We start from the raw sequence: 1,329 nt of genomic DNA, 5'->3' as shown, positions 1-1,329 counted from the left end.
CAAGGGCGGTGGCGACGTGGGTCTTTCCGGTGCCAGGGCCGCCGACAAGCACGACATTGTTGGCATCGCCCATGAACTCGCATCGATGGAGCTGACGCACGAGGGCTTCATTGATCTCGCTGCTGGCGAAGTCGAAGCCTGCCAGGTCGCGATAGACCGGGAAGCGTGCACTCTTGAGCTGATAGGCCACGGATCTGACCTCTCGCTCGGCCATCTCGGCCTTCAGCAGCTGCGACAGGATCGGGATGGCGGCCTCGAAGGCGGGAGAAGCCTGCTCGGTGAGCTCGGCGACGGCCTGCGCCATGCCGTGCATCTTGAGGCTCCGGAGCATGATGACGATGGCGCCGCTGGCGGGATCATGACGCATGACGCACCTCCCGAACCTGGCGCAGCGCATCGTAGCGCTCGACATTGGCCTGTGGCTCCTTGACCAGGCTCAGCGCCTGCGGCGCATCCACGACGGGTGCCGTGATCGGCTTGCCGTCGACCAGCCGATGCAGGAGATTAAGGATATGGACCTTGGTCGGCACGCCAGCCTGCAGGGCCATCTCCACTGCCGTCAGCACGACCTGCTCGTCATGTTGCAGGACAAGCGACAGGATCTCGACCATCTCGCGGTCGCCGCCGGGCTTCCTGAGCAGGTGCTGCTGCAGCCGTTTGAAGGCTTCGGGGAGTTCAGTAAAGGGAGCGCCGTTGCGCAGAGCACCGGGCTTGCGCTGGATGACCGCCAGATAGTGACGCCAGTCGTAGACGGTGCGACCGGGGCCGTCATGCGACCGCTCGATGATGCGGCGGTGCTCGCACACGATCTGCCCCTCCGCGGCAACCACAATCCGCTCCGGATAGACCCGGAGGCTAACCGGCCGGTTGGCAAAGGACGCCGGCACGCTGTAGCGGTTGCGCTCCAAATGGACGAGGCAGGTCGGAGAGACCCGCTTGGTGTATTCGACGAAGCCGTCGAAGAGGCGTGGCATGGGCATCAGGAACCGTGCTTCCTCGGCCCGGATGTCTTCGATCGTGCCGGGTCGGAGGCCATGGGGAATCTGTTGCCACAGCTCCCGACACCGCTGCTCCAGCCAGTCGTTCAGGGCCTCCAGCGATGGAAAGCGCGGCATTGGCTGCCATAGCCGGTGACGCGCATCCTGGACGTTCTTCTCGACCTGTCCCTTCTCCCAGCCCGAAGCCGGATTGCAGAACTCGGTCTCGAACAGATAATGGCTGGCCATGGCCGAGAAGCGGGCATTGACCTGCCGCTCCTTGCCGCGGCCGATCCTGTCGACCGCCGTGCGCATGTTGTCGTAGATCCCGCGCCGGGGAACGCCGCCCAGA

The 1,329-nt window shown here is 64.9% G+C and carries 2 protein-coding genes; both read right to left on the bottom strand.

Annotated features, from left to right (window positions below; all coding sequences use genetic code 11):
• On the bottom strand, positions 1 to 367 hold a 367-nt coding region (locus E6C48_RS22330), incomplete at its 3' end, for an ATP-binding protein (RefSeq protein WP_136360398.1).
• The coding region (locus tag E6C48_RS22325; RefSeq protein WP_136360397.1) for a transposase family protein at positions 357 to 1,329 on the bottom strand (973 nt) is incomplete at its 5' end. The genes E6C48_RS22330 and E6C48_RS22325, both read right to left, overlap by 11 nt.

Source organism: Ollibium composti (assembly GCF_004801285.1).
GTDB classification, from domain to species: Bacteria; Pseudomonadota; Alphaproteobacteria; order Rhizobiales; family Rhizobiaceae; genus Mesorhizobium; species Mesorhizobium composti.
Note: the sequence above shows the minus strand (reverse complement) of the source record. Positions and strands in the feature narration are given on the sequence as shown.